4 protein-coding genes and 2 pseudogenes are annotated in these 5,308 nt (G+C 68.7%); 4 read left to right on the forward strand and 2 right to left on the reverse strand.

Translation table 11 applies throughout. From position 1 onward, the window contains the following. Positions 1–227, forward strand: a pseudogene (locus ABZ281_RS36295) (hypothetical protein); the annotation flags it as partial. Here the strand turns inward: ABZ281_RS36295 and ABZ281_RS36300 are convergent. Then, complete coding sequence (locus tag ABZ281_RS36300; RefSeq protein ID WP_356662317.1) at positions 208–711, reverse strand: GNAT family N-acetyltransferase; 504 nt, start codon at positions 709–711, stop codon at positions 208–210. The pseudogene ABZ281_RS36295 and the gene ABZ281_RS36300 overlap by 20 nt on opposite strands. 73 nt (positions 712–784) lie before the next feature. Continuing rightward, entirely contained in the window at positions 785–955 is a 171-nt protein-coding gene (locus tag ABZ281_RS36305; protein WP_157851227.1) for a hypothetical protein, read from the reverse strand. Between the two features lie 528 nt (positions 956–1,483). Here ABZ281_RS36305 and ABZ281_RS36310 point away from each other — a divergent pair. The 3 genes and pseudogenes from ABZ281_RS36310 to ABZ281_RS36320 all read left to right on the forward strand — a co-directional run bounded on the left by ABZ281_RS36310 (position 1,484) and on the right by ABZ281_RS36320 (position 5,306). Continuing rightward, positions 1,484–3,763 (forward strand): ATP-dependent RecD-like DNA helicase, encoded by a 2,280-nt coding sequence (locus tag ABZ281_RS36310; protein WP_356662318.1) that lies wholly within the window; start codon positions 1,484–1,486, stop codon positions 3,761–3,763. A gap of 179 nt (positions 3,764–3,942) precedes the next feature. Beyond that, positions 3,943–5,217 (forward strand): annotated as a pseudogene (locus ABZ281_RS36315) (citrate synthase); the annotation flags it as partial. A 23-nt stretch (positions 5,218–5,240) separates the two neighbouring features. After that, a complete protein-coding gene (locus ABZ281_RS36320) occupies positions 5,241–5,306 on the forward strand; it encodes a hypothetical protein (protein WP_355831188.1) in 66 nt (21 codons plus the stop codon). Positions 5,307–5,308: the final 2 nt, after the last annotated feature.

Below are 5,308 nucleotides of genomic sequence, written 5' to 3' on the forward strand. Positions count from 1 at the left end.
GGGTCACCCGGGTCGGCGACCCGCCGCGGCTGAAGATCTCCGGGCAGTACACGCGCGGGCCCGACCGGACCGTCTCCCGCGACTACACGATCGGCCGCGGGGAGAGCGGCCGGCTCGAAGCGACGGAGACCTACCGCTTCGGCAGCGCGGAACTGCGCGACCCCCTGCGGGATGTCGTGCTCACCGTCGGCTGGACCTGGCGCGGGGTCATCCTCGGCAGGCTGTGAGCACGCGGGTGAGGCCCCCGTCGTCCTCCTCGACGTCACGCACGTGCTCGAACCCGATCCGCCCGAGCAGGCGCAACGAGGCCTCGTTCCCGGCGGCGACGGTGGCGTGCACCTCGGCGAGTCCGAGCGTTTCGAAGCCGTAGGCCAGGAGTGCCTCGGCGAGCTCGGTCCCGAGTCCGCTCCCCCAGGCCTCGGGAGCCAGCGCGTAGACGATCTCGTGCCCGTCCACCGCGTCGGTGCGCTTGATCTCCGCGTGCCCGACCAGTCGTCCCTCGCGCCGGACCGCCCACACGTCGAACAGGTCCCGCGCATAGACCTTGCTGAAGATCCGCCCGAACAGCGCCCGGTCCTCCGCCTCGGAAGAGGGCCCGTCACCCATCCACCGGGACACCCCGACGTCCTGGAACAGGGCGACGAAACCCTCTTCGTCGTCCCGGGTGTACGGGCCCAGGAGCAGGCGCGCGGTGTGCAGGGTCGGGGGCATGGGGCGGACGCTACTCAGGCGGGAGGCAGAGCGGCAATCGGCTTTTCGCGCTGCCCGGGAGCGCGCGGCGTCCTCACCGCCGCAGGCTGTAGCTCACCATCGACGCCCCCACCACCGACCCGAACGCCGGCAGCAGGAACTGTGCGAAGGCCTCCCAGCCCCAGACGATGCCCGCGCATGCCGCCGTGATGTTGATGGCCAGGGACATGATCCACAGGGCGACGCTCTGGGCCTGGGGTGACATCGTTCCTCGTCTTCATTCGGAGCCGGGGGATGGAACGGGCGGGGTGGGATCAACCCGGGCCGGGGCTGGGAAGGGGCAGGGATTCGGGCACGGGTGCCCGGTGCGGCGCCGGAGGGACGCGCGTGTTCCCGTGCGGCGTGGAAGACCCCGGGGCCACGATCGCGTGCTCTCCGGAAATCGCCGGAGCCACCACGAGCAGCGTCCACGTGCTGACGGCGCACAGTCCGACGAGAAGCGTGCCCGCGGTGTGGGCGCGCCCGGGGGCGCTCGGGCCAGGGGGACGCATCGGCATCACGGTCGCTCCGGAATCGAGTCCGCCCCCCATTTCATGAACCCCCTGAATTCTTCCACGGGAAAGGATCACAAAAGGGGCGGCCGGGATGCTTGAACTGTAAAGCTTCGAGCTCTCTTGTGTATTCACCGTGAAAGGTGAGCCCCTGTGCGCATACTGATCGGTCGCTTTATGTGAGGGGTCACCGGTGTTCCGTCCGCCCCCGCACTGTCGTACCCGGGCGGTACGGTCGGATCATGACCGATCAGGCGGGGGCCGCCCAAACGGGCGAGCGGCGACTGGCCACGCTGGAAGGCGTACTCGAACGCATCACGTACGCCAACGAGGAGAACGGCTACACGGTCGCCCGGGTCGACACCGGCAGAGGCGGCGGCGACCTGCTCACGGTCGTCGGTGCCCTGCTCGGCGCACAGGTCGGCGAGTCCGTGCGCATGGAGGGCCGCTGGGGCTCCCACCCGCAGTACGGGAAGCAGTTCCACGTCGAGAACTACACGACGGTCCTGCCGGCCACCGTCCAGGGCATCCGCCGCTACCTCGGCTCGGGCCTGGTCAAGGGCATCGGCCCGGTCTTCGCCGACCGCATCACACAGCACTTCGGCATGGACACCCTCCAGATCATCGAGGAGGAGCCCAAGCGCCTCATCGAGGTCCCCGGTCTCGGCCCCAAGCGGACGAAGAAGATCGCCGACGCCTGGGAGGAGCAGAAGGCCATCAAGGAGGTCATGCTCTTCCTCCAGACCGTCGAGGTGTCCACGTCCATCGCCGTGCGCATCTACAAGAAGTACGGCGACGCCTCCATCTCCGTCGTGAAGAACCAGCCGTACCGGCTCGCCTCCGACGTCTGGGGCATCGGCTTCCTCACCGCCGACAAGATCGCCCAGTCCGTCGGCATCCCGCACGACAGCCCGGAGCGCGTCAAGGCGGGCCTGCAGTACGCGCTGTCCCAGTCCACCGACCAGGGCCACTGCTTCCTCCCGGAGGAGCAGCTGATCAAGGACGCGGTGAAGCTCCTCCAGGTCGACACGGGCCTGGTCATCGAATGCCTGGCCGAGCTGGCCGAGCCCGCGGAGGACGGCGAGGACCCCGGCGTCGTACGGGAGCGGGTCCCCGGGCCCGACGGCGGCGAGCCCGTCACCGCGATCTACCTCGTCCCCTTCCACCGCGCCGAACTCTCCCTCTCCGCCCAGCTGTTGCGCCTCCTGCGCACCGACGAGGACCGCATGCCGGGCTTCCGGACCGTGGCCTGGGACAAGGCGCTGAGCTGGCTGAAGGGGCGCACGGCCACCGAGCTCGCGCCCGAGCAGGAGGCCGCGGTCAGGCTGGCGCTGACCGAGAAGGTCGCCGTTCTCACCGGCGGCCCGGGCTGCGGCAAGTCCTTCACGGTCCGCTCGATCGTGGAGCTGGCCCGCGCCCGGAAGGCGAAGGTCGTTCTGGCCGCGCCCACGGGCCGGGCCGCCAAGCGCCTGTCCGAGCTCACCGGCGCCGAGGCCTCCACCGTCCACCGCCTGCTGGAGCTCAAGCCCGGCGGCGACGCGGCCTACGACCGGGACCGCCCGCTGGACGCCGACCTCGTCGTGGTCGACGAGGCGTCCATGCTGGACCTGCTGCTCGCCAACAAGCTGGTGAAGGCCGTCCCGCCGGGGGCGCACCTGCTGTTCGTCGGGGACGTCGACCAGCTGCCCAGCGTCGGCGCGGGGGAGGTGCTCCGTGACCTCCTGGCCGACGGCGGCCCGATCCCAGCGGTCCGTCTCACACGGGTCTTCCGGCAGGCCCAGCAGTCCGGTGTGGTGACGAACGCGCACCGGATCAACGCCGGCCAACACCCGGTCACGGACGGCATGAAGGACTTCTTCCTCTTCGTCGAGGATGACACCGAGGCCGTCGGACGGCTCACCGTGGACGTGGCCGCCCGTCGCATTCCGGCCAAGTTCGGGCTGGACCCGCGCCGGGACGTCCAGGTCCTCGCCCCCATGCACCGCGGCCCGGCCGGCGCCGGCACCCTCAACGGCCTGCTGCAGCAGGCCGTCACCCCGGGCCGCCCCGATCTGCCCGAGAAGAGATTCGGCGGACGGGTGTTCCGCGTCGGCGACAAGGTCACCCAGATTCGCAACAACTACGAGAAGGGCGAGAACGGCGTCTTCAACGGCACCGTCGGCGTGGTCACCTCGCTCGACCCGGTCGACCAGCGCCTGACGGTGCTCACCGACGAGGACGAGGAGGTGCCGTACGAGTTCGACGAACTCGACGAGCTGGCACACGCATACGCCGTGACGATCCACCGCTCCCAGGGCAGCGAGTATCCGGCGGTCGTCATCCCGGTCACCACGAGCGCCTGGATGATGCTTCAGCGGAACCTGCTCTACACGGCCGTCACCCGGGCCAAGCAGCTGGTCGTCCTCGTCGGTTCGCGCAAGGCGATCGGGCAGGCGGTGCGCACGGTTTCGGCGGGCCGGCGGTGCACGGCGCTCGACTTCCGGCTCGGTTCAACGAAAAATGATCGATCAAACGAGTCGTGAAGGTCACAAGACACTTCCAGAAGGGGAACGCAGGGGGCAGGATGAGCAAGTTGGCGGCACTCAGTGCCGTCGATAGGCCCGATGGTCGACCCCGAGTGCACTCTCCTGAGCCAAGTGGGGGATGGTAGAGACAGTCAGGGCAACCTCGAAGATGAGGCACAACGTCGGTGAGGGAAGACGTGAGCGACAACTCTGTAGTACTGCGGTACGGCGACGGCGAGTACACCTACCCGGTGATCGACAGCACCGTCGGTGACAAGGGCTTCGACATCGGAAAGCTCCGCGCCCAGACCGGTCTGGTGACGCTGGACAGCGGTTACGGCAACACGGCCGCGTATAAATCCGCCGTCACGTACCTGGACGGCGAAGCGGGCATTCTGCGGTACCGCGGCTACCCGATCGAGCAGCTGGCCGAGCGCTCCACCTTCCTGGAGGTCGCCTACCTGCTGATCAACGGCGAGCTGCCGACCGTCGACGAGCTCTCGGTGTTCAAGAACGACATCACGCAGCACACTCTGCTGCACGAGGACGTCAAGAACTTCTACAAGGGCTTCCCGCGCGACGCCCACCCGATGGCCATGCTGTCCTCGGTGGTCTCGGCGCTGTCCACGTTCTACCAGGACAGCCACAACCCGTTCGACGAGCGCCAGCGCAACCTCTCCACGATCCGTCTGCTCGCCAAGCTTCCGACGATCGCCGCGTACGCGTACAAGAAGTCGATCGGTCACCCGTTCGTCTACCCGCGCAACGACCTCGGCTACGTCGAGAACTTCCTGCGCATGACCTTCTCGGTCCCGGCGCAGGAGTACGAGCCGGACCCGACCGTGGTCTCCGCGCTCGACAAGCTGCTGATCCTGCACGCGGACCACGAGCAGAACTGCTCGACGTCCACGGTCCGCCTGGTCGGCTCCTCGCAGGCGAACATGTTCGCCTCGATCTCCGCCGGCATCAACGCCCTGTGGGGCCCGCTGCACGGCGGCGCCAACCAGTCGGTGCTGGAGATGCTGGAGGGCATCCGCGACTCCGGCGGCGACGTCGACTCCTTCATCCGCAAGGTGAAGAACAAGGAGGACGGCGTCCGCCTGATGGGCTTCGGCCACCGGGTCTACAAGAACTTCGACCCGCGCGCCAAGATCATCAAGGCCGCCGCGCACGACGTGCTGTCCGCCCTCGGCAAGTCCGACGAGCTGCTGGACATCGCGCTGAAGCTGGAGGAGCACGCGCTCTCCGACGACTACTTCGTCGAGCGCAGCCTCTACCCGAACGTCGACTTCTACACCGGCCTGATCTACCGGGCCATGGGCTTCCCGACCGAGATGTTCACGGTCCTGTTCGCCCTCGGCCGGCTGCCGGGCTGGATCGCCCAGTGGCACGAGATGATCAAGGAGCCGGGCTCCCGCATCGGCCGCCCGCGCCAGATCTACACGGGCGTGGTCGAGCGCGACTTCGTGCCACCGACGGCGTCGCCCTGCCGGAGATGGGCGCCTCCAGCGGCTCGATCGGCACCTCGTCCTCGTCCTCCAGCACCTGCTCGGCCTGCTGAAC

This window comes from Streptomyces sp. NPDC006265 (assembly GCF_040613555.1).
Taxonomy (GTDB): domain Bacteria; phylum Actinomycetota; class Actinomycetes; order Streptomycetales; family Streptomycetaceae; genus Streptomyces.

Coding starts and splice junctions, on each gene's coding strand:
- ABZ281_RS36300 (WP_356662317.1), bottom strand. CDS start 711: ATGCCCCCGACCCTGCACACCGCGCGCCTGCTCCTGGGCCCGTACACC.
- ABZ281_RS36310 (WP_356662318.1), top strand. CDS start 1,484: ATGACCGATCAGGCGGGGGCCGCCCAAACGGGCGAGCGGCGACTGGCC.
- ABZ281_RS36305 (WP_157851227.1), bottom strand. CDS start 955: ATGTCACCCCAGGCCCAGAGCGTCGCCCTGTGGATCATGTCCCTGGCC.